This window comes from Staphylococcus schleiferi, assembly GCF_025558325.1.
Taxonomy (GTDB): domain Bacteria; phylum Bacillota; class Bacilli; order Staphylococcales; family Staphylococcaceae; genus Staphylococcus; species Staphylococcus schleiferi.
Genome location: NZ_CP094712.1, coordinates 2223235 through 2242142, shown reverse-complemented (window position 1 = coordinate 2242142; position 18908 = coordinate 2223235). Strand labels below are relative to the sequence as shown.

The following is an 18908-nucleotide window of genomic DNA, read 5'->3' as shown; positions in this document are numbered from 1 at the left end:
ATTAGTTTGTAAATCATAAAATTAAAAGTAAATTAAGGTAGAAATCTAGCAAATGAAGCATAGATTTCTGCCTTCTTTTTGGTTATTCAATCTTCGAATATGCATGAAAATTGATTTTGGGGCATGGGCTGTCTGCGACAGGGCTTCAAATTTTACATTATTTATTATAGAAAATAATTTTTATGAACCATTAAACTTTAGAAAATGATAAGATATATGAAATAATTAAAATAGGAGTGAAACCATGAGGGGGAAAAGTTTTATAAGCACCTTACTACTCATTGTAGTTGTGCTTGCTGGCTGTAATTTTAATGCAAATCAATCTAAGGATACGGGAAAATCAACGAGTAGAGTACCAGAGCGCATTATTTCTTTGATGCCTAGTAACACAGAGGTATTATATGCATTAGGCATCGGTGATAAAGTTACCGGCGTTTCTACAGTGGATGATTATCCAAAGGAAGTAAAGCAAAAAGAAAAATTTGATGCGATGCATTTAAATAAAGAAGCTTTGATTAAAGCGCAACCAGATTTAATCTTAGCGCATGAATCTCAAAAAGCGACACAAGGAAAAGTGTTAAAAGATATGAGTGAAAGTGGTATTAAAGTGGCATATGTAAAAGATGCCCAATCAATTAATGAAATGTATGAATCATTTGAACAAATTGGAAAACTTACAGGTAGAGAAAAACAAGCAAAATCTTTAATCGATGAGACAAAAGCAAATATCAAGAAAGTAACAGATAGTGTTCCAAAACAGAAAAAAGAGCCTAAAGTATTTATTGAAATTGCTTCAGAACCAGAAATTTATACCGCTGGAAAAGGCACATTTATGAATGACATGCTTAAACAACTGCACGCTAAAAATGTATTTGATAATACAGAAGGATGGCCGAAAGTGAGTAAAGAGCAAATTATAAAGAAAAACCCTGATGTCATGGTGTCGACTGCAGGCGTCTCAACAAAGGACTATCAACAAAGCGTGAAACAACGTGGTGGTTTTGAACAAATTCGCGCAGTGAAAAAAGAGAGCGTCGTGGCTTTAAACGATGATATGTTGTCTCGACCTGGACCACGCTTAGATGATGCCATGAAATTGTTAAGAGATGCCATATATGAAAAATAAGGCCTTGCGTGGCTTAATCAGTATAATGCTTTGGATAATTGCACTGATTGTTGTCTGTGCGTATGGCCTTCTTAGCCAAATTGAATGGGGGAGTCCGTTGGCGGCAACATTGATATTAGAGGTCAGACTCCCACGCATATTATTAGCACTTTTATCAGGTATGGGTTTAACTTTAGCGGGGCAAATGTTTCAAATCATTTTGAACAATCCACTGGCAGACAGTTTTACGCTAGGGCTGGCAAATGGTGCGACAGTGGGTGCAGCATGCGCTGTTCTTTTAGGCCTATCTTTTAGTTGGATTGCCCCGTTTGCGATGATAATGGGGATGGTCTCACTTTTCATTGTGATTGCTGTCGCATATTTCATAACACGCGGTTATCCCACGCGTTCACTGATTCTAGCCGGAATATTAATTGGTTCTCTACTAAACGCGATATTATTTTTAATGGTGCAATTTAATCCTACAAAATTACGAAATATTGTGGCGTACATGTTCGGTGGATTTTCTGCTTCAGAATATCGAGAGGTCACCTATGTAAGTATTGTCTTAGCCCTAACATTAGGTGCAATATTGATATGTCTTCCTAAAATTAAGCTATTACAAATGAATACGTTATCGAGTGCTGCTTTAGGTCTTCACGTCGAACGTTTATCAATCGTCGTTTTATTATTGGCGACGGCGATTTCAACCGTTATTATAGGTTTTGTTGGCGTCATAGGATTTATTGGCATGGTGATTCCTCAATTTGTACAACGTATCAGTCAACAATCCCTTACGATTAAATTGTTGCTTAATCTCGTGATTGGGGGAACCGTGATGGTATTAGCCGACGTCTTAGGTGCGCAATTGCTTGCGCCGATTCAAATACCAGCAAGTATTGTATTGGCAATAATAGGTATTCCTTTAATGTTTTATCTCATGATAGTTGAACGGCGATAGGCAATTGACTATGATAGAGTTATGTAATTTTCAAGAATGACAATGAGGGGAAATCAATGGACTTAACACAAATTAAAGCAATAATATTTGATTTAGAAGGTACTTTATTGGATCGTAAAAAGTCTCGCGATAAATTTATCGAAGAACAGTATGAGCGATTTCATGATTACTTAGTACGTGTACAGGCCTCGGATTTTCGTAAAAAATTCATTGAATTAGATGACGATGAAGACCATGATAAACCGGACTTATACAAAGAAATTATTAAGCAGTTCAACGTTGATCGATTAAGTTGGAAGGACTTATTTCATGACTTTGAAATGCATTTTTATCGTTATGTGTTCCCATTTTACGACACGAACTATACGCTAGAAAGATTGAAAGCAGCGGGATATAAGATTGGCGTTATTGCAAATGGTAAATCTAAAATAAAACAGTATCGTGTTTATGCACTGGGTATTGAAGAATACGTCAATCATTTATCCACTTCAGAAACGGTCGGCTTCCGCAAACCACACCCACGTATTTATGAAGATATTTTAGAAAAGTTAGATGTTCAACCTGAAGAGGTTATCTATGTCGGGGATGACGCATTAAACGATGTTGCGCCGGCGCATGCGATGGGAATGGTGAGTGTTTGGTATCGTCATGAAGGACAAGAAGATGAAGTCGTCCCTCTAGATTCAGAGATGGATTATGAAATCACAACACTTGAAGAGTTGTTAGATATTTTAAATGTAAAGCGGGAGGCTGAAAAGTAATGGAACTATTTAGGACATCTGATGGTACGGCATTAAATTATCGCTCAATGGGTAAAGGTTATCCTATCGTCATGATACATTCGATATATATGAACCATACGGTTTTTGAAGACATTGCCACACGATTGGCACGTTATTTTCAAGTTATATTAATCGATTTACGTGGACATGGTTATTCCGATAAACCGTTGGCGATTGATTTTCATGAATATAGTCAAGATATAAAAGAGCTCATGGACTTTCTTTATATTGAAAGTGCGACAGTAATAGGAAATGAGTTGGGCAGCACGGTCGCGTTAGATCTGACTTTGAGTGCGTCAAATAAAGTTTCTGAGTTAATACTGATTAATCCTACTGTCGATGATACTTTGTTACCACATGAGCGATTATTCCGCAAATACGCAGAAACAATTCGAACATGTAATGAATCTGAGCAAGAAAAGTTTTTAGAGAAGCATTTATATCATGCTAAAGGAAAAGTACGTAAATTTCTTAAAAATGTGAATGATTCTGAGGCGCTATTAACAGATTATGAAAAAACAGCTGTTGATCATTCATTTACGGAAAATGGATTGGAAAAGATTTTACCTGAAATTCATGTGAGAACGCTCATTATTGCAGGTCAGGCAAATGAACGCGTGACACCGAATGAGTCAAAGCATGTTGCTGAGTTAATGCCAAATGCGACATATGAATTATTCAATAAGTCAGGTGTTTACCCATTTGTAGAAGAAAAAGAAAAATTTCTTAAACAAGTCAAAGATTTTATGCAAAGAACAACGCATCATATGGAGTTGTAATATTTTTGTAATCAAATCGTTATTTTATGATGATTACGGGTATGGATAACTAAAGATAACGGCATAAAAAAAGGAGTGTGCGCTTTATGAAAAAGCTAGTCAGTGCAATACTTATCGCATGTGTGACATTGTTGACTACGTACACAGGAACAGCAAACGCAATGACAGGAAACGATTTGGAGTCAGTTAAAGCATTACAAAATGGTGATCAAACAATTGAAGGGGTAACGATTGGTCAAAGTTTGAAGGATGTTTTTCGTGAAAAAGGAAAAGGGATTCATACGCAACAAGCCTATGGACACGATCATTATTATGAGTATCATACTAAAAAAGGGCTCATGATTGTAACTACAAATGGACAAAGCGAGCAGTCTAAAGTAAAAAGAATTAGTATGAGTTACCAAGCGCTCAACGGACCAAGTTATGAGGATGTAAAAAAAGAAGTTAGCCAAAAAGCGATTACACGTGCACATTATAATTCTGTAACAGGAAATAATGGTTACGTGGTAGATGGTAAAGTATCTTATCAATTTGCATCTGAAAATCCAAAAGATCAGCACTTAAAACTTTATCGCATTGATTTAGAAGCTTAATCGTAAAAGGTATCCTTTAAAGATGTCTTTTGTACATGACCTTGCCGGGGCGGGGCAATGAAATCAAAATGATTTCTGCCTCGTTCCTTTTTATTTTATAGACTTTGTAATCAATATTATTTTTGAGCATAACGATCAAAAGGACAGTAACTCAAATAAGACTTCACTAAATTGTTGGTGGCGTATACGTTAGGTTTCTAATATAATATGATTATGTATTAAGTGAGACGGAGGATTATATGAGAGTCAATAATCGTACTTTGCTAGAGAATGTAGAAGATTATTTGAAGCATAAAGGTGTTTCTCCGCATTTGATTGATGATGTAAAAGAAAATTTAAGGAAAGATATTCAAAAATCAGAAGCGGAAGATAAAGATTACATTGAGTATCGCCAGAAATCACCTGCTGAAATTATATTAATTATTCAAAAGAATTTGTTTACACTACAGTTTAATCCAGTGGTGTTTTTTATTATCAATTTTATCTTGATTTCATATCTATATGACAAACAGCTCGTTGCATTTGGTGCGGCAACAGGCTTATCACTAGTTTATATTTTAATTATTTTACCCATTTCAATTATTATTTATATGCGTATCATGCATAAAAATTATTTATATCGCAATAAATTCGAAAGTTATATCGGCGTCGTTTTAGCACTCGTTGCGTTTGTTTTAATTATGATGAATGCCTTCGATTTTAATTTAGGTATTCATGTCGTTACACAATATGCACATATGGCTGTAGCTTTTATTGGGTTAATAATTATGGGTATAGGCCTGTATTTAAAACATCTTGAGTACACTGGTATCGGTTTACTATTACTGCAAAAGACGATTGATGTTATTATTTCTGATGGACAAGCAGCACAATTAATCTCCATAGCGATATGGGTGATGATTCTCGTCTTGATTATTTTTTACACCATTGAATTATCATCAAGAACGAAATCATAAGATTCACATATTTAACGCGTATTAAATGGAAAAGATAAAATCATAAAAAGTGATTAAAAAGAGTGAGTAAAACAATGAACGTGACGGTTCATTCGCTTTATTCACTTTTTTTAAAACGAGGACTGTGTGAAGCTTCATTTAAATTAAGTGGTAGAAATAGATAAGCACTGCACGTAATAAAGAGAGTTGGAAAATGGAGTGTAGCAGTGCGAGATGATAGGTATCCTAAAAACCACTCATCCTAAGTACAACCATATGAGAAATGGTCGATTTTGTGAGTGGTTTTTAATTTAATTAATCTCATTTGTGTTGAGACTTTCCCCATATTAAGATGAATGATCTATGAATAATCAGTGATGTAAATTCTTATTGCGGTCTAATATCAGTAGATTTGATTGTTTCATTCACACGTTCTAATAAAGCATTAATTTTTTCGCGTTGTTCATCATTAATCAATATAAGTACTGTACGCTCATCGTTTTCATTACGACGCTTATCGAAATAACCTTCTTGAGATAAATTTTTAACAGCTTTAACAACTTGAGGTTGTTTGTAATTCAAGTTGTTAATAATATCTTTCAAGTAGTATTCCTCTTCAATACGATAGCTTAAGTGTGTTAAAACAGCGAATTCTTCAAAACTAATTTTGAACTCCTTTTTAATCACACTTTTCAATCTATCGGCATAAGTAACCATGGATAATAATTCAAAACAATCTTTGACTCTTGTAACAGCCATTCTCATAACCTCCCATTTGTATAACCCTTAAAAGATTAACTCAAATCATAATACGCATATATGCTATAAATATCAATGAATTAATCCAGTGCTCACTTTATATTATAGCAAACAAAGTCTATCTTACACCATAATAATATGCGATTATAATTTATATTTAATTTATTTCGCGTGCAATTATTTATTACAGCATATCTAATTGGTGCAAAATTGTAAAATAAGAAAGATATCTGTAGAACAATCTTAAATGAAATGACGCTTATTCATTCTCTACAATATAACTTCTTATATAATGCTCTTTTACCCACTATTCCCTTTAAATAACTAAAAATTGCAATAAAATGTAAAAAAATGATAAATATCATGTTTAACTTGGTTCTAAAATATTTGCATTTGGATTTCTAACAACTTTTTCTCCAATAAAAACACCTTTATCAATTAAAAGTTGCTCATTTATTCTATCATAATTTATTATTCGTTTAATGAATTTTCCATTTTTATTTATAACAACAGAATTACGGTCAAAAAGTGTGTCTTGGGGTAAGACGATACGTGATTGTTCGATTTGTAAAGTGAAGTGTGTACCAATAGGAAAGTTTTCAGCTGTTTTAACATTGAAAGAATAGGTGGAAAAACTGGAAGAATTATCAGAAGTGGTAGGTACTGAAGATATAGAAGTCACCGTGCCTTTGTAAGTTTTGGTATCAAAAACTTTCTTGACAGATACAGGCTGATTAACTTTGATCTTCGTATACAAATTTTCCGGAACTATAAATGATAGGTGCTGTTTTTTGGAATAAACCTCAAGTATTTTTTCATTCTGGAAACTCGGAAAATGTTTGTGCAAATGCACGATTCCTTCAAAGGGAGATTTGATTGTTGTGTTTTGTTGCTCTTGGAGTTGAGCAATCTGAGCACGATAGTTTAAGGTGTTGGAAGGATTTCGATTTTGTTGGATAAGATGAGAAAGAAAGTTGATTTGGTGGGCTTTAGCAGCATTGTGGTAAGTGAGAAGTGGGTCATTTATTTTTACAGATTGTCCATCTACAACCTCAATTTTTTTAACTTCTCCTAACGTTGTTTGATTTACAATCACTTTTTGATAGTCCGATTGCACAATGCCATTTAACACTAAAGGCTGAGAAGCACTGGCACGCACCATTTTTAAATCAGAGTTTTCTGATTGGTTATTAAAAAATAAAAAGAATGTCATAAAAGAAAAGGGCAGCAAAATAAATAATAAGACAATACATATTAATTTTTTTGTCATCCGAGTACCTCACATCAAATAGATATTTATATTATACTGAGTTATAAATGGGATGCAAGTTGAAAAATATATAATATCAATTTTTTTATTTATATATAAATGTATATCGTAAACTTAAATGTTTTGATGAGTGCAGACTATAATTGTGCAAAATATAGATGGGATGATGACTAAAAAAGAAAATCATTAAAAATGTGTATAGAAAAATGCACAGGAACATTTAAACTAATTCATGTGCATTGAATGATTTTATCGTAATATAAAAGAATTGAAAGAAGAAAAGAAAGTGATGACATATGCAGCTACTTAATTTAAAAAACCTGAATGTTTCATTCGAAAGACAACAAAAGTGTCTAAGGATAGTGTCATATTGAGTGAACGAGGAAGGTTTGCAGATTGCACTTAAATTTGATTTAAGCACAATCCGAGTTCTTCCAGCCTGTAAAATATGTTATTAGCGTAATTGAATGAGTACAATCGCTATAATAATTACAACAAAGCCAATAAGGCGTTGGGAAGATAAACGACGCGGTGGAACACCTAATAATCCAAAATGATCAATGATCATGCCCATAATAATTTGACCTAACATGACAGTGATTAAAGTAAATGTTACGCCAATATGTGGGGTTAAAATAATATTCGTAGTAACAAAAATGACGCCAAGCGCACCTCCGATAAAATGCCACCATTTCAAAGGACCATTTGATGCATGAAATGTACTAATAGAAAATTTACGGTGAACAATTAGGGTTAATAAGATCAAAGCTAGTGATCCAACTGTAAAAGAAATGAGTGATGCGAAATAAGGGGAGTGCACACTTTGACCTAAATGACTGTTGATTGCAGTTTGGATTGGAGGTGCGAATCCAAATAAAATACCTACAATTATCCATAAAGGCGTTTGATGCGTCGTACGCACAACTTTTGAGCGCTTTTGAATATTCATTAAAATAATACCAATGAGTAATAAAAGAATACCAAAAGCCTTTAAAATGGATAACGGCTTGATGTCTACGTTAAACCAACCGAACGAGTCTATCACGACACTCATTAATATTTGACCTGCAATTGTAGTGACAACGGTGAGCGAAGCCCCAATTTTAGGGAGTAACAATAAATTGCCTGTTAAAAAGATAACCCCCATTAATCCCCCTACGTACCAATAATAATCAATTTGATAATGACGAAAAGAAGCCATCGAAAAAACATGTGGATTCATGATTAAATTAACAATGATGAGCCAAAGTGTTCCAGTCGAAAATGAAATAGCTGAAGCATAAAACGAGGAGTGCGTATAAAGACTCAATTTTGAATTGATAGAAGTTTGAATCGGGACGACACTACCTGCGATAAGCCCTAAGATAAGTAAAAGTGAAAGCATATCATGTCCATCCTTATTGTTTAATTAAGATAGTGTTATTATAGCAAAATATAATAAGATAGCACTTAAAGGGATTTATCGAATTTTAATTTCAAAAAGTTTAATATTTTAGATAAAAGAAAGTTACGATATATTTACAAACGCAAGTTATTTTGATTAAGATAGGGAGGAGTCATGAAAATTGTTGTTGAACTTAATTGTATTAATCACATGAAGGTTATTTAAGTTTAACGCATGACTGAGGCATTTATTTGAAGAATTGCATGATGTAAGAGAAAGTTGTGATAAATTTGTACGAACATGAGATCGTACGTGTCATTGATGAACAAATGTTTTTTATCAATGTAAAACCGTCAACCCAACTTCAAGAGGGACAATATGTTGAAGTTTTAAACCCTTTTAAGTCTTACAAAACGTTAGCAAGGGTTGAAGAAGTATTTGAGAAATATGCGATATGTTATAAGTTGGGGAAATATAAGATATTCTATGGTGATGAAGTGAGAATTCGACCTCATTATCAAAAGAATGACTAGAAAAGAGCCTGTCACGTTTATTTGTGACAGGCTCTCGTTATTTATTTGGTATGCGCATGGTCTTTTTATTAGAAAAGGACTGTAACGGACTTATCAATCAGTTGTGCACCTACTGCTTTTTGAATGTCGCCCCCTTTACTATCGAGTATGTTCAATTGCACAATCTTATTTGCTTGTGTTTCTACGAGTTCTTTTGTGATAGAAGTGTCTAATTTTGGAAGAGAGAGTTTAATATTCTTTTGTGATGCGTCGGAAAAAGTAATTTCTAAAGTTTTTGTATTCATTTTTGTATGCTCCTTTTTATTGAATGTATTCAGATGTTAAAACTTCGATAGTGTCATATTGTTCGCCAGTCAGTGCTTGAATGGCATTGCTAAAGGCTTTAAGTTCTTCTCGGGTTGCAGTTGGCTTAAGTTGTGTAAAACGTCTTGAATTTTTAGTTGTTTTACCCTCCGGTGTTATTGATGTTTGCGTCAGAATAAGTGTGATTTGATGGATGTTCATTTTTCTGACCTCCTTTCACTCTATATATCGAAAGGGAAAGAGAAAAAGCGCACCTTAAAAATAAAAAAATTTATGAAAATTCTTTCATGTTACTTAAATATAGTTTATCATGAAATAAGAAACATTATGAGAGGTGGAATAGCGTGAACTGTGTAGATCCTATCCGTGACAAACAAGATATTCATCGAATGTATGAATTTTTAAAGGCACATTCAATGCGTGATTATTTATTTTTTAAATTTGCTATTCATACTGGAATTAAGTTAACAGAGTTGCTTAATTTCAAAGTGTCTCAATTTCTTTCTGATAAAGGCGTCAGTATGACACGTTGGTATGAAACGGACTCAAATATACGTGTTGTTATTCCTGAACAATTACATAGAGAGTTAGAACAATACATTCAGGCAGAAGCAATCTCTGGTGATGACTTATTGTTTCGATCGAAACGTACAAATAAAGGGCTTAGTCGACAGCAAGCTTATCGTATTGTTAATAATGCGGCACACCAATTAGGAATTGAGCATATTGGTTTAACAACACTTAGAAAAACTTTTGCTTATCACGCATATAAATCTGGAATTTCAGTTTCAATCATTCAAAAATATCTTGGTCATCAAACGGCTTATGAAACAATGAAGTTTATAGGTATTTCTAAAAAGGAAATTAACACGACCATCGCTTTAAATTTATAAAAATAGAGAAAGGGAGGCGTGAAGATGTTAAGTGGATTGCTTTTATTTTTAATAGCAATAATGGTCATACTTGTCATAATGATGAAGTGGAATACAAAACAATTACCTGGTTTTGTTGCATTACTTGCTCCCCTTGTTGCATCAATAATCTTTTTAATAAACATCCCTAAGGTATTAAACAATCAACTAATCATTGAAAAGATTCAGTGGTTACCTGCTTTAGATATTAACCTCGTACTCCGCTTGGATGGATTGAGTATGTTTTTTGCCTTACTTATTTCCGTTATTGGTGTCGCTGTATTCTTTTATGCAACACAATACTTATCCTATGAACATGATCATTTACCCCGATTTTTCACATATTTAGTTTTATTTATGTTTAGTATGTTAGGAATTGTACTTTCTGATAACACGATCTTGTTATACGTTTTTTGGGAGTTAACAAGTGTGTCATCGTTCCTACTGATTAGTTATTGGTACGATAAAAGTGAGAGTCAAAACGGTGCAATTACTTCGTTTATGATTACAGTTTTAGGTGGCTTAGCCATGCTAGTCGCTTTCGTAATGTTATATTACGTGGCAGGAACGTTTTCAATTAGTGAATTAATACATCAAAGACATACGATTGCACAGCATCCTTTGTTTATCCCCATTGTATTGTTATTGTTACTCGGTGCTTTTACTAAATCAGCACAGTGGCCTTTTCATTTCTGGTTACCAAAGGCGATGGCTGCGCCTACACCCGTAAGTGCCTATCTACATTCAGCGACAATGGTAAAAGCAGGTATATTTTTACTTTTAAGATTTACACCCATTTTAGGTTTGAGTGATACTTATACTTATATTGTGACGGCTATTGGGCTTATCACTATGATATACGGTTCGTTTACCGCGATTAGACAATTTGACTTAAAAGGGATACTCGCTTATTCAACAATTAGTCAATTAGGTATGATCATGACGATGGTTGGATTAGGCGGCGGTATTGCTAAAGCGACGCAGAGTGGGATGATTGAAATCTATACTTACTTATTATGCGCAGCGCTTTTTCATCTTTTCAATCATGCATTATTTAAAGGGACATTATTTATGGGCGTAGGTTTAATCGACCATGAAACAGGTACACGTGATATCCGACAATTAGGTGGTTTAAAACGTTACCTGCCAATTACCATGGTTGTCATGTCAATGGCTGCACTTTCTATGGCAGGTGTCCCGTTATTAAACGGCTTTATTAGTAAAGAAATGTTTTTTGAAGGGTTAATTCGATCCAATCATCTGTCTGCTTTCAATCAACCGATGATGATTGCAATTGCACTTGTAGGTTTTGTTGCTAGTATCTTTACCTTTATTTATTCAATCAATATGATAAAGACGACATTTTTTGGCTCATTTCAGTTGAAAAAAGCGATACATGAACCTCGTTTGTTCATTACACCCGCGATGATAATGGCGTTTTTATTACCGATTGTATTTATTGTTCCACAGTGGGTAGGGACTTATCTTATTCAACCCGCATTTTTAAGTTCAGTTCGTTCAACCGCTTTTGCATCTGCAGTTCCACATTTATCAGCATGGCATGGGTTTAATATACCTTTACTTATGAGTTTAACGATTATCGTTGTGGGGCTTATTGTAGTATCATTCGTAGATTTACGACGCTATCTGTCTTTAAAAGAAAATCAAATGTCAGTATCACGTATGTGCAATGATTCATACCGCTCAATGGAATTTTATTGTGGATATGGACTGCGTAGTTTGATGAATAATCGTTTGAATTCTTACATTATTATTACGTTGATTATTTATTTTGTAATTCATCTCTACGGTTTGATCCGTACGGGCGTCCCAGAACTTTCACGTATCGAAGTCACTGAGTACCATATCTTTCATATACTTCTTTTAGTAACGGTAGTTCTCATTGGATTTGCGCTCATATTTATTAGACAACGTTTAACGATGGTTATTCTTACAGGCGGCATTGGTTACGTTGTGGCATTATTCTTTATTTTAATGCGTGCACCTGACTTAGCGTTAACACAACTCGTTACTGAAACGATTACGACAGTTTTATTTATCGTAAGTTTTTCAAGATTACCGAATATTCCACGTGGTAAGTTCAATATGAAAAAAGAAACCGTTAAAATCTTAGTTTCTTTACTTACTGCAATTACAGTAATCGGTATTGTTTTTATTATCCAACAAGCGAGCGCAATAGAAACAATTTCTGTTTTTTATCATGATGCTTATGAAAAATCAGGCGGTAAAAATATCGTTAATGCCATTTTAGGTGATTTCAGAGCATTAGATACACTGGCAGAAGGTTTAGTTTTAATTATTGCAGGACTCGGTATTTATACATTACTTAACTATAAAGATCGGAGAGGTCAAGATGAAAGAGAATGATTTAGTACTCAAAACCGTAACAAGAGTGGTTGTATTTATCATCTTAACATTTGGCTTTTATCTCTTCTTTGCAGGACATAATAATCCTGGAGGCGGATTTATTGCCGGCCTAGTGTTAAGTTCAGCATTTATCTTAATGTTTTTAGCATTTGATGTGAAAAAGGTATTGGAAGCTTTACCTATTGATTTTAGAAAGCTCATGATTATTGGTGCGCTTTTGTCACTCGCAACTGCAACTGTGCCCGTGTTTTTTGGTAAGAACATCCTTTATCAAGAGGATTGGCATGTGATTTTCCCTTATTTTGGTGAAGTACATTTATCGTCCGTTACATTATTTGAAGCGGGAATCGCCCTAGTTGTTGTCGGTGTGGTCGTAACGACAATACTTTCCCTGAGTGGAGGGAGATCATGAATATTATTTTATTGATTGTAATTGGATTTTTAGTCTTTATTGCTACCTATATGGTGCTATCTAAAAATTTAATTCGTATCGTTATTGGCATCGCGATTTACACGCATGCAGGCAACCTTATTATTATGAGTATGGGTGAATATACCGCACAAAAAACTGAGCCATTGATTGTGAGTGGTCATCAAAACTTTGTTGATCCATTATTACAAGCGATTGTTTTAACTGCGATTGTAATTGGATTTGCAATTACTGCATTTTTGCTTGTCTTAGTTTACCGTACTTTTAAAGTGACTAAAGAAGATGAAATCGATGTATTAACAGGAGGTGAAGAGGATGAACGATAATATTTTAGCCGTACCCATACTCTTACCACTTCTGGGGGCACTTCTTTTAGTCATTTTGAACAAGCAAGTGCGATTATCACGCTTTATTGCCCTTTTTGTGCTATTGATATCATTTATCGTCTCACTCGTGATGTTAATTGACGTGTACAATCATAAGCCGATTGTTTTGAATTTCGGTAATTGGGAAGCACCGTTTGGTATTCAATATGTCGGCGATGCATTGAGTTTAATACTCGTTACGACAACATTTTTAGTCGTGTTTATGATTGTCGCTTTTGGTTTTGGACGCGGTGAAAAGCGTGCAAGTCGATATTATTTATTATCTTTCGTCTTATTTTTAACAACCGGTGTCGTGGGCTCCTTTCTGACTTCGGATTTGTTTAACTTATATGTCATGTTCGAAATCATGCTTCTTGCTTCATTCGTGTTAGTGACATTAGGACAATCTGTAGAGCAATTGCGTGCGAGTATTATATATGTCGTTCTCAATGTAATAGGTTCATGGTTTTTCCTGATAGGGATTGGCCTTTTATATCGTCAAATCGGTACCTTAAATTACACGCATATCGCGATAAGAATTCATGAAATGGATGATCCAACGGCAATTCACTTAGTGGCGATGTCATTTATTGTCGCTTTCGGATCAAAAGCAGCCCTTGTTTTATTTATGTGGCTTCCAAAGGCATATGCCGTGCTCAATACAGAACTTGCAGCCCTATTTGCATCGTTAATGACAAAAGTTGGCGCATATGCTTTGATTCGGTTCTTTACGTTAATTTTCAATAAAAGTGGTGAAATTGTCGAACCACTATTAATTGTTATGGCAGGTCTCACAATGATAATTGGAGCCATTGGGACGATTGCGTATCGAGATATTAAAAAGATTGCCGCTTACCAAGTTGTATTATCTATCGGATATATCATTTTTGGTTTAGGTACGCATACATTTAATGGAATTAATGGCGCAATTTTTTACTTAGTAAACGATATCGTTGTAAAAGCGTTACTGTTTTTCATTATAGGTATTATGGTTTACACAACGGGTTACCGCCAATATCGTTACTTAACAGGATTAGCCAAAAAAGAGCCATGGCTAGGCGTGGCTTTTATTATTGTGACATTAGCTATTGGAGGAGTGCCACCATTCAGTGGATTTCCTGGGAAATTACTTATTTTTATCGGTGCAGTTGAACATCAACATTATGTCGGCTTAGCGTTGATGATTATCACAAGTTTGATAGGGATGTATAGTTTATTCCGAGTCTTCTTTTATATGTATGCAGGAAATCGTAATAAAGGTGCAGAAATTCAATTTAAGCCTATCAAGTCAAATAGAAAGTCTATCGTTTTATTTATGACTGCACTCACATTAGCGATAGGTCTTTGCGCACCGGTGATATACCAAGTTACAGCACAAGCAACGGATTTATCCATGAATATCCAAAAATATGAAAAAATGGTTAATCCTGGATTGCGAGGTGGCAGTTAAATGAGACAAATTGCATTGAATATGATGATAGCCATCCTATGGGTGCTGTTCCAAGATGAAGATGCTTTTAGTTTTCCAACATTTGTGATTGGTTATTTAATAGGTATTGTCATTATTTATTTACTTCATAAATTTTTTAATCAAGAATTCTATCCTAAAAAGATTTGGGTGTCGATTAAATTTTTATTCACGTATCTCTATCAACTATTGACTGCAACATTCTCCATAATCAATTATGTATTATTTAAAGCGAATAAAATGGATCCTGGTTTAGTAACTTATGAGACGCAGCTCGATACAGATTGGGAAATTACGTTTTTAACAATTTTAGTGATTATTACGCCGGGATCGACTGTTATTCGTGTGAATCGTGAACCTAACATCTTTTTAATTCACGCTATTGATACGACTGAAAAAGAAAAGAAAAATTTATTGAAAAGTATTAAAAAATACGAAGAACTCATTGTGGAGGTGACGAAATGATAACTGAATTAACGCAATTCTTCTTGTCGAGTGCATTAGTTATCTTTGCTGTGTCATTAGTTGTCGTATTGTTTCGTTTGATTGAAGGACCTACAACAGCAGACCGTGTCGTCGCATTTGACGCAATGAGTGCAATTTTAATGTCAACAGTAGGGGTTCTGAGTCTTTTATTCGAAACATTTTCATTTTTAGATTCTGTACTGTTGATCGCTATTATTTCTTTTTTAAGTTCTGTTACGATTTCTCGCTTTATTGAAGGGGGGAATGTATTTCATGGCGATGACAAATGAAATCATCCAATTGTTAGCAGCTCTCCTTGTATTTGCAGGAAGTATTATTGCGCTTATAAGTGCAATTGGTTTAGTTCGCTTTAAAGACGTCTTTTTACGAATTCATGCAGCCACAAAAGCTTCGACGGCAGCAGTTTTATTGACACTGGTGGGTGTATTTATTTATTTTATCTTTGCGCAAGGTTATGTCAGTGTTCGTACGATTTTAGCATTGGTCTTTATTAATATTACTTCACCCGTTGGCGGTCATTTAATCTCGCGTGCCGCTTATCGAACAGGTGCTTATATGTATCAAAAACATGAAAATCATGAAAATACAGATCTGAATAAAGAAGATGTAGATGAGGAGACGAAGCGTCGAATTCGAATAGAAAAAAGAGCGAAACGACGCAAAAGAATATACTCTCGCTTAGATAAAGACTAATTTTGAAAATTGATATTGAATCATATCATTTTTATAATTTCTAAATAAGTTTTTAATAGTTCCTTTAGCTAACTTAGTTATTAATACGATTTTTAGGATTTTGAGAAGTTTATCAAGCGAACTTCATTATTTAAAATAATAAAAAAGCGTGAACCAATGGTGATGAATTGGTCACGCTTTTTTATATGATGCATATTTCTATTGATGTATCAATGGGGTTGTTATTTCATGCTTTTATGAATTGTTTCGATGTTAGATTTCATCATTTTGTAGTATGAATCTCCGTTACTACCTTTTTTACCAATAGAGTCTGTGTAAACTGTGCCGTAAATTTTCGCACCTGTTTCTTCTCCTAAGCTCTTCATGCTCTTATCACTTACACTTGTTTCAAGAAGAAGGTTTTTGATGTGATTTTGTTTAACGAAGTCAATCGCTTGTTTCATTTGTTCTGGTGTACCTTGGTTTTCAGTGTTGATTTCCCAAATATAACCTGGTGTTACATCATATTGTTTTGCGAAGTATTTGAATGCACCTTCACTTGTAATCATGACACGTTTTTCTTTTGGAATATCACTAAATTCGTCTTTACTTTTATTGTTTAGTTTTTCTAATTTGTCTAAGTAAGATTTACCATTTTTTTCAAAAGTAGATTTATGTGATGAATCTGCTTTTTCTAATGCATCTTTGATGTTTTTAACGTATTGGATCCCATTATCTAAACTTAACCATGCGTGAGGATCAATGTTGTGTTCTGATTTTTCACCTTTTTTCAAGTAGATAGGATCAACATGTTTAGAAGCTTGAATAACTGAAGAATCGTCTAATGATTTGTTAGCTTGTTTTAATGCTTTTTCAAACCAACCATTCCCACTTTCTAAGTTGAACCCATTATAAATAATAATATCGGCGTCAGTTAATGCTTTAACGTCTTTAGGCTTAATTTCATATTCATGAGGGTCTTGACCGACAGGAACGATGCTATGAATTTCTGCTTCATCGCCTGTAATATTTTTTGCCATATCATATAAGATTGAGTTTGTTGTTACAATCTTAAGTTTATGATCTTTATGTCCTTGATCAGAAGAGTTACATGCTGTTAAAAGAAAAACAATCGATAAAATCGATAAAAGTGTAAGAATTCGTTTACTCATGATTTTTGATACGCTCCTTTATGTGAGATGTTGTTAAATTTAGTCAGTGCAAAAACAAGTGCATACAATATTGCAGCGATGAGGACGATAACCGCACCACTTGGTAAATTCAATATAAAGCTAACATAGATGCCTATTGTAGAGCTGATAACGCTAAACAAACTAGAAACGAGCATCATTGTAGATAATCTTTTTGTTATGAGATAAGCTGTTGAAGCAGGTGTAATGAGTAGGGCAACAACAAGGATGACACCTACAGTTTGAACACTTGCCACGATAACGAGTGCTAAAAGTAACATAACAAAATAATGCATAAATGTAGTATTGAGCCCACTCATTCGACTGAACACAGGATCAAATGTAGACATTTTTAAAGGTCGAAAAAGAATGATAATCAAACTCAATACAATGATACTAACAACCAATGCAGTATAAAATGCGGACTGAGTAATGGCTAAGATATTACCAAAAAGAATGTGATATAAGTCTGTTGCTGAATGAATTAAGCTGATTAAAATAATACCTAAAGCGAGAAAGGCGGTAAATGTAATACCGATTGCTGCATCCTTTTTAGTTTTTGATTTGTCCGAAATATAACCAATAATTGTACTACTGAGCATACCTGTAATAAGTGCGCCGATAAACATAGGAATATTGAAAAGAAATGATAAAGCAACACCAGGTAAGACGGCATGACTCATTGCGTCCCCCATAAGTGAAAGCCCTCTAAGAACAATCAAACATCCGACAACGCCACATACAATGCCGACTAAGATGGCTGTAATCATAGCCCGTGACAAAAATTGATATTCAAAGAGATGTTGAATGAATGACATCTTGTGATGACTCCTTTCCATGGGGATTTTGGTCTTGTAATTTTGTTGAATGGTGTCGACTTAAAAAGACAGATTCTATGTTTTCTGTTTTTAAGGCTTCGGAACTTGCGCCTAAAAATGCGACAGATTGGTTTAAGAGTAAAATACGATCAAAATATTCAGAAGCTGTTGTGAGGTCATGATGTACAATTAAAATGAGTTTACCTTGCTGTTTTAATGCTTTAAGTTTGTTGTAAATGATGTGTTCACTTTTGAAGTCGATACCTACAAATGGCTCATCAAGCAAATAAACCACGCTATCTGACATGAGGGCGCGAGCGATGAACACACGCTGGAGTTGTCCGCCACTAAGCGCATGCAATTGTCGTTTGCGTAAATCAAAAAGTTCTAACTCTTTTAATAACGCGTCTCTTTTATCGCGAATGGATTTTGGTACACGTTTAAACCATCCGATTTCTTGATAGCAGCCAGATAAAACTAAATCCTGTACATTGATTGGGAAGTCAAGATCAAGTACAGATTTTTGTGGTATATATGTAATATCTGTTAAATGTTGTTGTGTCGGTTTTTGGTTAAGTAAAATCGTGCCTTCAGCAGGTAATTCGCCAATAATAGATTTGATTAAAGAGGACTTACCACTCCCATTGGGGCCCATAATTCCAATCATTTCACCATTCAATGGTAAATCTAATGTGATGTTTTTCAAAACATGTTTTTGACCTAAAAATAGGTTTAGGTTTTTTATGGATAACATATTAACACCACCTTTCTTGTGT

General features: G+C 34.3%; 23 protein-coding genes. 15 read left to right on the top strand and 8 right to left on the bottom strand.

All coding sequences use genetic code 11. The features are described 5' to 3' along the window. Nucleotides 1–244 precede the first annotated feature (244 nt). The 6 genes from MUA40_RS10615 to MUA40_RS10590 all read left to right on the top strand — a co-directional run bounded on the left by MUA40_RS10615 (nt 245) and on the right by MUA40_RS10590 (nt 5176). Complete coding sequence (locus MUA40_RS10615) at nt 245–1126, top strand: ABC transporter substrate-binding protein (RefSeq protein ID WP_016424359.1); 882 nt, start codon at nt 245–247, stop codon at nt 1124–1126. Further along, the gene (locus MUA40_RS10610) at nt 1116–2066 is read left to right on the top strand and encodes a FecCD family ABC transporter permease (RefSeq protein ID WP_016424360.1); all 951 of its coding nucleotides are present in this window, start codon (nt 1116–1118) and stop codon (nt 2064–2066) included. Before MUA40_RS10615 ends, MUA40_RS10610 begins: the two co-directional genes overlap by 11 nt. 56 nt (nt 2067–2122) lie before the next feature. Next, nucleotides 2123–2827, top strand: coding sequence for an HAD family hydrolase (locus tag MUA40_RS10605; protein ID WP_016424361.1), 705 nt, complete (start codon nt 2123–2125; stop codon nt 2825–2827). Next, entirely contained in the window at nt 2827–3627 is an 801-nt protein-coding gene (locus MUA40_RS10600; protein ID WP_016424362.1) for an alpha/beta fold hydrolase, read from the top strand. Before MUA40_RS10605 ends, MUA40_RS10600 begins: the two co-directional genes overlap by 1 nt. An 86-nt stretch (nt 3628–3713) precedes the next feature. Next, nucleotides 3714–4220, top strand: a complete 507-nt coding sequence (locus MUA40_RS10595; RefSeq protein ID WP_016424363.1) for an SA0570 family protein — start codon at nt 3714–3716, stop codon at nt 4218–4220. A gap of 239 nt (nt 4221–4459) precedes the next feature. Then, the gene (locus MUA40_RS10590; protein ID WP_016424364.1) at nt 4460–5176 is read left to right on the top strand and encodes a hypothetical protein; all 717 of its coding nucleotides are present in this window, start codon (nt 4460–4462) and stop codon (nt 5174–5176) included. Between the two features lie 366 nt (nt 5177–5542). Here MUA40_RS10590 and sarA read toward each other — a convergent pair whose 3' ends face one another. The 3 genes from sarA to MUA40_RS10575 all read right to left on the bottom strand — a co-directional run bounded on the left by sarA (nt 5543) and on the right by MUA40_RS10575 (nt 8568). After that, the gene (gene sarA / locus MUA40_RS10585) at nt 5543–5914 is read right to left on the bottom strand and encodes a global transcriptional regulator SarA (RefSeq protein WP_016424365.1); all 372 of its coding nucleotides are present in this window, start codon (nt 5912–5914) and stop codon (nt 5543–5545) included. Between the two features lie 367 nt (nt 5915–6281). Further along, nucleotides 6282–7184 (bottom strand): efflux RND transporter periplasmic adaptor subunit, encoded by a 903-nt coding sequence (locus tag MUA40_RS10580; RefSeq protein ID WP_126496078.1) that lies wholly within the window; start codon nt 7182–7184, stop codon nt 6282–6284. Between the two features lie 454 nt (nt 7185–7638). Continuing rightward, the gene (locus MUA40_RS10575) at nt 7639–8568 is read right to left on the bottom strand and encodes a DMT family transporter (protein WP_016424367.1); all 930 of its coding nucleotides are present in this window, start codon (nt 8566–8568) and stop codon (nt 7639–7641) included. Nucleotides 8569–8849: 281 nt separating this feature from the next. Between MUA40_RS10575 and MUA40_RS10570 the strand changes: the two genes are divergently transcribed. Next, entirely contained in the window at nt 8850–9101 is a 252-nt protein-coding gene (locus tag MUA40_RS10570) for a hypothetical protein (RefSeq protein ID WP_103356360.1), read from the top strand. 68 nt (nt 9102–9169) lie between these two features. Here the strand turns inward: MUA40_RS10570 and MUA40_RS10565 are convergent, their stop codons facing one another. Both MUA40_RS10565 and sroA read right to left on the bottom strand, forming a co-directional pair. Further along, on the bottom strand, nt 9170–9385 hold the full coding sequence (locus tag MUA40_RS10565; RefSeq protein ID WP_016424369.1) for a DUF2922 domain-containing protein: 216 nt from the start codon (nt 9383–9385) through the stop codon (nt 9170–9172). A 16-nt stretch (nt 9386–9401) separates the two neighbouring features. Next, on the bottom strand, nt 9402–9605 hold the full coding sequence (gene sroA / locus MUA40_RS10560) for a sigS mRNA-stabilizing protein SroA (protein WP_016424370.1): 204 nt from the start codon (nt 9603–9605) through the stop codon (nt 9402–9404). A gap of 143 nt (nt 9606–9748) precedes the next feature. Here sroA and MUA40_RS10555 point away from each other — a divergent pair, with 143 nt between their 5' ends. From MUA40_RS10555 to MUA40_RS10520, 8 genes are read left to right on the top strand one after another with little or no spacing between them, the layout of a single operon-like run. Then, the gene (locus tag MUA40_RS10555) at nt 9749–10297 is read left to right on the top strand and encodes a tyrosine-type recombinase/integrase (RefSeq protein WP_016424371.1); all 549 of its coding nucleotides are present in this window, start codon (nt 9749–9751) and stop codon (nt 10295–10297) included. Between the two features lie 24 nt (nt 10298–10321). Beyond that, a complete protein-coding gene (locus MUA40_RS10550; RefSeq protein ID WP_167732945.1) occupies nt 10322–12703 on the top strand; it encodes a DUF4040 family protein in 2382 nt (793 codons plus the stop codon). Next, nucleotides 12690–13115: a monovalent cation/H+ antiporter subunit B gene (locus tag MUA40_RS10545; RefSeq protein ID WP_016424373.1), complete on the top strand. Its 426-nt coding sequence runs from the start codon at nt 12690–12692 to the stop codon at nt 13113–13115. Before MUA40_RS10550 ends, MUA40_RS10545 begins: the two co-directional genes overlap by 14 nt. Next, nucleotides 13112–13459: a Na+/H+ antiporter Mnh2 subunit C gene (gene mnhC2 / locus MUA40_RS10540; RefSeq protein ID WP_016424374.1), complete on the top strand. Its 348-nt coding sequence runs from the start codon at nt 13112–13114 to the stop codon at nt 13457–13459. The genes MUA40_RS10545 and mnhC2 overlap by 4 nt, the downstream gene beginning before the upstream one ends. Then, nucleotides 13449–14948 carry a Na+/H+ antiporter subunit D gene (locus tag MUA40_RS10535; RefSeq protein WP_016424375.1) on the top strand — a complete coding sequence of 500 codons (1500 nt, stop codon included), beginning with the start codon at nt 13449–13451 and terminating at the stop codon, nt 14946–14948. Before mnhC2 ends, MUA40_RS10535 begins: the two co-directional genes overlap by 11 nt. Beyond that, nucleotides 14949–15431 carry a Na+/H+ antiporter subunit E gene (locus MUA40_RS10530; protein ID WP_262569554.1) on the top strand — a complete coding sequence of 161 codons (483 nt, stop codon included), beginning with the start codon at nt 14949–14951 and terminating at the stop codon, nt 15429–15431. It abuts the gene before it with no gap. Beyond that, on the top strand, nt 15428–15721 hold the full coding sequence (locus tag MUA40_RS10525; RefSeq protein ID WP_016424377.1) for a monovalent cation/H+ antiporter complex subunit F: 294 nt from the start codon (nt 15428–15430) through the stop codon (nt 15719–15721). The genes MUA40_RS10530 and MUA40_RS10525 overlap by 4 nt, the downstream gene beginning before the upstream one ends. Continuing rightward, a complete protein-coding gene (locus MUA40_RS10520) occupies nt 15705–16145 on the top strand; it encodes a Na+/H+ antiporter subunit G (RefSeq protein ID WP_016424378.1) in 441 nt (146 codons plus the stop codon). The genes MUA40_RS10525 and MUA40_RS10520 overlap by 17 nt, the downstream gene beginning before the upstream one ends. 221 nt (nt 16146–16366) lie before the next feature. Here the strand turns inward: MUA40_RS10520 and mntC are convergent, their stop codons facing one another. Genes mntC through MUA40_RS10505 form a run of 3 tightly spaced genes read right to left on the bottom strand, consistent with a single transcriptional unit; the run spans nt 16367 to nt 18886 of the window. Then, on the bottom strand, nt 16367–17296 hold the full coding sequence (gene mntC / locus MUA40_RS10515) for a manganese ABC transporter substrate-binding lipoprotein MntC (RefSeq protein WP_016424379.1): 930 nt from the start codon (nt 17294–17296) through the stop codon (nt 16367–16369). Continuing rightward, nucleotides 17293–18132, bottom strand: coding sequence for a metal ABC transporter permease (locus tag MUA40_RS10510; RefSeq protein ID WP_050331699.1), 840 nt, complete (start codon nt 18130–18132; stop codon nt 17293–17295). The genes mntC and MUA40_RS10510 overlap by 4 nt, the downstream gene beginning before the upstream one ends. Continuing rightward, nucleotides 18107–18886, bottom strand: a complete 780-nt coding sequence (locus MUA40_RS10505; protein WP_016424381.1) for a metal ABC transporter ATP-binding protein — start codon at nt 18884–18886, stop codon at nt 18107–18109. The genes MUA40_RS10510 and MUA40_RS10505 overlap by 26 nt, the downstream gene beginning before the upstream one ends. Between the last annotated feature and the right edge of the window lie 22 nt (nt 18887–18908).

Coding starts and splice junctions, on each gene's coding strand:
- sarA (WP_016424365.1), bottom strand. CDS start 5,914: ATGGCTGTTACAAGAGTCAAAGATTGTTTTGAATTATTATCCATGGTT.
- MUA40_RS10550 (WP_167732945.1), top strand. CDS start 10,322: ATGTTAAGTGGATTGCTTTTATTTTTAATAGCAATAATGGTCATACTT.
- MUA40_RS10535 (WP_016424375.1), top strand. CDS start 13,449: ATGAACGATAATATTTTAGCCGTACCCATACTCTTACCACTTCTGGGG.
- MUA40_RS10520 (WP_016424378.1), top strand. CDS start 15,705: ATGGCGATGACAAATGAAATCATCCAATTGTTAGCAGCTCTCCTTGTA.
- MUA40_RS10605 (WP_016424361.1), top strand. CDS start 2,123: ATGGACTTAACACAAATTAAAGCAATAATATTTGATTTAGAAGGTACT.
- MUA40_RS10505 (WP_016424381.1), bottom strand. CDS start 18,886: ATGTTATCCATAAAAAACCTAAACCTATTTTTAGGTCAAAAACATGTT.
- MUA40_RS10510 (WP_050331699.1), bottom strand. CDS start 18,132: ATGTCATTCATTCAACATCTCTTTGAATATCAATTTTTGTCACGGGCT.
- mntC (WP_016424379.1), bottom strand. CDS start 17,296: ATGAGTAAACGAATTCTTACACTTTTATCGATTTTATCGATTGTTTTT.
- MUA40_RS10565 (WP_016424369.1), bottom strand. CDS start 9,385: ATGAATACAAAAACTTTAGAAATTACTTTTTCCGACGCATCACAAAAG.
- MUA40_RS10615 (WP_016424359.1), top strand. CDS start 245: ATGAGGGGGAAAAGTTTTATAAGCACCTTACTACTCATTGTAGTTGTG.
- MUA40_RS10590 (WP_016424364.1), top strand. CDS start 4,460: ATGAGAGTCAATAATCGTACTTTGCTAGAGAATGTAGAAGATTATTTG.
- MUA40_RS10545 (WP_016424373.1), top strand. CDS start 12,690: ATGAAAGAGAATGATTTAGTACTCAAAACCGTAACAAGAGTGGTTGTA.
- MUA40_RS10575 (WP_016424367.1), bottom strand. CDS start 8,568: ATGCTTTCACTTTTACTTATCTTAGGGCTTATCGCAGGTAGTGTCGTC.
- sroA (WP_016424370.1), bottom strand. CDS start 9,605: ATGAACATCCATCAAATCACACTTATTCTGACGCAAACATCAATAACA.
- MUA40_RS10610 (WP_016424360.1), top strand. CDS start 1,116: ATGAAAAATAAGGCCTTGCGTGGCTTAATCAGTATAATGCTTTGGATA.
- MUA40_RS10600 (WP_016424362.1), top strand. CDS start 2,827: ATGGAACTATTTAGGACATCTGATGGTACGGCATTAAATTATCGCTCA.
- mnhC2 (WP_016424374.1), top strand. CDS start 13,112: ATGAATATTATTTTATTGATTGTAATTGGATTTTTAGTCTTTATTGCT.
- MUA40_RS10530 (WP_262569554.1), top strand. CDS start 14,949: ATGAGACAAATTGCATTGAATATGATGATAGCCATCCTATGGGTGCTG.
- MUA40_RS10580 (WP_126496078.1), bottom strand. CDS start 7,184: ATGACAAAAAAATTAATATGTATTGTCTTATTATTTATTTTGCTGCCC.
- MUA40_RS10595 (WP_016424363.1), top strand. CDS start 3,714: ATGAAAAAGCTAGTCAGTGCAATACTTATCGCATGTGTGACATTGTTG.
- MUA40_RS10525 (WP_016424377.1), top strand. CDS start 15,428: ATGATAACTGAATTAACGCAATTCTTCTTGTCGAGTGCATTAGTTATC.